The organism is Streptomyces sp. NPDC051664, from assembly GCF_044453545.1.
Classification (GTDB): domain Bacteria; phylum Actinomycetota; class Actinomycetes; order Streptomycetales; family Streptomycetaceae; genus Streptomyces.
This window is the reverse complement of the sequence record NZ_JBITCU010000093.1, coordinates 1-3,337: the sequence shown is the minus strand read 5'-3', so window position 1 is coordinate 3,337 and position 3,337 is coordinate 1. Positions and strand designations below refer to the sequence as shown.

The 3,337-nt window shown below is 65.4% G+C and carries 2 protein-coding genes; both read right to left on the bottom strand.

All coding sequences use genetic code 11. The features are described from left to right. Positions 1 to 357: 357 nt before the first annotated feature. Entirely contained in the window at positions 358 to 1,734 is a 1,377-nt protein-coding gene (locus ACIA8E_RS41615) for an IS1380 family transposase (RefSeq protein ID WP_399307275.1), read from the bottom strand. 417 nt (positions 1,735 to 2,151) lie between these two features. After that, entirely contained in the window at positions 2,152 to 2,607 is a 456-nt protein-coding gene (locus tag ACIA8E_RS41610; RefSeq protein WP_399307273.1) for a nitroreductase family deazaflavin-dependent oxidoreductase, read from the bottom strand. Positions 2,608 to 3,337 lie beyond the last annotated feature (730 nt).

The window sequence follows — 3,337 nt, the reverse complement described above, 5'->3', positions numbered from 1 at the left end:
AGGACCCTAGACAAGTCCCATCGTTGCAGGTCAGGAGCACTCTCCGCTTATTTGATCAAGCATCGGACAACCCACGTCGTGAAAGCCCGAGGCTAACCTCAATACCGGTAACTTAGCGAGCCGTTCAAGGCTCTGACGTGCGAAAACGTCGTTGATTCGAGCGTCCAGCAGTCGTTAAGTCACTGGCATTGAGGCTAACCTCGATCTTTCGTGAGGGTCCGCCGACGGAGTCGGTGGACCCTTTTCCTTTCCGGAGCTGATGCCGGGCAGGCCGGTGGCCCGTCTGTCGCGTCGGGTGGGCGCCGGGTTCCACTGCCCAGGGCGGGTGATGCTGTCGCAGGGACGGTGGGTTGCTGGTCAGCCGGGGTCGGGCAGGAGCGCGAGCCGTTCAAGGGCGGCGGTGATCTCGCCGGTCCAGGGCCAGTGCCGGGCGAGGCGGAGAATCCTGCGCCGACCGGTGGTGACGAGCTGGCCGGCTGTGGAGAACAGGCGGAACCGCAAGCGACGCGGTTCCCAGAGCCTCGCCCGGCCGGTCAGGGCGAGCATGGGCATCCAGGCCAGCAGGTCGAGCGCGATCTGGACGATCTCCATCCAGACCCTGTTCTGGGCGGTGTCGTGCAGGGGCAGGTTGCGCAGGCCGGTGGCCCGGGCGGCCCGGATCCGGTCCTCGGCCCGTGCCCGGAGCCGGTGACGGAGCTCGAGCTCGGCGATCGGCCGGTCAGGGGTGTTGGTCGCGAAGCACGTGATCCGCATGCCGTCCGCGTCCGTGATCCTCAACTGGGCTCCGGGATGGGGCCGTTCCTTTCGGACGATCAGTCGCATGCCCTTGGGCCAGCCGTCCAGGACGTCACCAGCGAGTTCGGCGACCCAGGCCCCGTCCCGGATCTCCCCGTCGGTCTCGACGGCCGGGGTCCAGGCAGGGGCGGGGACATTCAGCACGTGTTCGTGGATCGCTTCGGTGACCGTCATGCCGACCGAGTAGGACAGCCACCGTCCTCGCCGGGCGAGCCAGGCCACGAAGTCGTGGGTGCCGCCTGCGGAGTCGGTGCGGATCAGGGTCTGCCGCCCCCGCCGGTAGGGCTTGGGCAGTTGGGCCAGGGCGAGCTGGGCGGTGGTGATGTGGTCGGCTGCCGTGTTGGAGCCCGCGTTTCCCGGTCGGAGGAGAGCGGCGACGGGCTCACCGGTTCCGCCCGGTCCGTGGTCGACGAAGGCCGTCAGCGGGTGATGGCCGTAGGTCTTCTTCCAGGTCGCGGCCGCGTCCTGCTTATCGGAGTGGGCGATCACGAGGACGCCGTCGAGGTCGACGGTGACCTGACCGTCGGCGTCCGGGGCGTTCTCGCCGGCCAACGACCAGGCACGATGACGGACTTCGGAGCGTGCGGACCGGACGGCGTGCAGGGCTTTCTCGCCGGAGGCGGCGAGGGTGTCGATCAGGCGGGAGACGGTCGGGTCGGAGGCGACCGGGCCGAAGACCGCCGGCTCACACCTCAGCATGGCGACATCCGCGAGGCAGTCCCCGCCCAGTGCGACCGCCATGGCGACGTCCAGGAGGATCTTGCCGGGATCGTGGACGGCCCGCGGCTTCCGCCACGGAGCCAGAGCTGCGGATATCGCCTGGTCAAGGCCCGTCTTGCGGACCGTCTCCAGCAGCAGGACCGCACCGGCATGCGAGACCACCTGCCGACCGTCTCCCTGGACACGGACACGTGGGTACGACGAGATAGGCTCTCTCACCTGGAAAGTGCTCTTTTCCTTGCAGCCAACAGGACCCTCAGCAAGTCCTATCGTTGCAGGTCAAGGGCACTTTCCGTGTTTCTGATCAACTCTCGGACAGTCCATCTCGTGAAAGCGCGAGGCTAAAGTGCGGTGGCGCCCACTACACCGTTGCCGACATCGCCCGCCCTACACAACTCAACCTCGCCGAATGAGCGAGCGGTCGAACTTGGGAGCAACCACGTTCAACCGATCAAAGCAAGGGGTTTGGCGGAGTTCAGAGCCACTGAACGGCTGGTCGACTGTCGTTGAGGGTCACGGGGATACCCGACTGACACAGTGCACATTCGCCAGGACCAACGAGAGCGGGATTGGTCAACGAGGTCAACCCACTGTTCCAGGACGCCCCTTCGCGAGCGAGGCGCTGAGGGACCGCCTTCAGAACTTCCGCTCCACCAACTCTACGGGCTCAAGCACGTAGACCGGGATCTCCCTCCCGGCCACTTCGCGGTATTCAGCGAACTCCGGGTAAGCGGCGTCCGCACGTTCCCACCACACACCCTTCTCGTCGCCGGAGATCTCACGAGCGCGCATGTCGTGCTTCACCGGACCGTCCTGGAGCTCGACGATGGGATTGGCGATGATGTTTCGGTGCCAAACCGGGTCTTTCGCGCCTCCGCCGTTGGACGCAACGATCGCGTAAGTCCCCTCGTGTTCCACGCGCATTAGGGGATTTTTCCGCAGTTTTCCAGACTTGGCAGCCTTGGTGGTGAGGATGATGACCGGCATGTTCTTGAATGTGTTTCCGATGGCACCATCGGTCAGCTCGTAGAGTTCGACCTGCAGACGGACATATTCGGTCGGGCTCGGCTGGTATTCGCCTTCAAGCGGCATGTTTACTCCCACATCGGTCCGGCGAGGCTGGTTTCGCTACTGTGTCGCGCTGCAGCGAGCATCGATCTCTGGATAGCAACGCTTATGGTCGCGTCCTGTTGGCACCCAAGCGCACAATCCACGCTAAGCGACATCCATCATCATTGCCAGCAGCGACACGAAATCCTACGTAGAGCGAGCAGACCATATCCTCCGAGCTCGTAACGCGATCATGTGAATCGGTCCTGATCGCCGTATCGTGGCCAGCAATTGGCGAACGGGACCGATCTCTGGGGGGTTGTGCGAGCCTGGTCTGGACGACGACGTCGCCGGAATCGGGGCGGTTCTCAGCGGTTGCGCGCTAGCTACTGAACTTGATCGGGTGATGTCGGGCCGTTCGCCTGCCGGCGCCTGAGTCGGGTCGGTAGTTGTGGTTTGTGAGATACGCGCAGGGCGGCGGCCTGACAGTGAGGATGTACGTGAGCGTTCCCCGGCGGGGTCTGACCCACGGCCTGACTGACTCTGGGTCCTCAACGGGATTTGTCGGCCCTGTCCGGGGGGCGTTCGCGTGCATCCGCCGGACCGGGGGACGTGCAAGGTCCTGGGGCCGCATCGGCCGGACACCCGTCGTCCGCGTCCGGGGCCGGGGCTCCGGACGGGTCTCGATGGCGGGAATGACCTGCTTCCGTCCCGGAGAGCGGTCGCGGCTGATCTACAGCTTCCGCGTCCACCGGGGCCGCAAGGGCGAACC

Bases quoted from the DNA above. Each gene is read 5' to 3' on its own strand.
- ACIA8E_RS41610 (WP_399307273.1), bottom strand. From the start codon at position 2,607: ATGCCGCTTGAAGGCGAATACCAGCCGAGCCCGACCGAATATGTCCGT.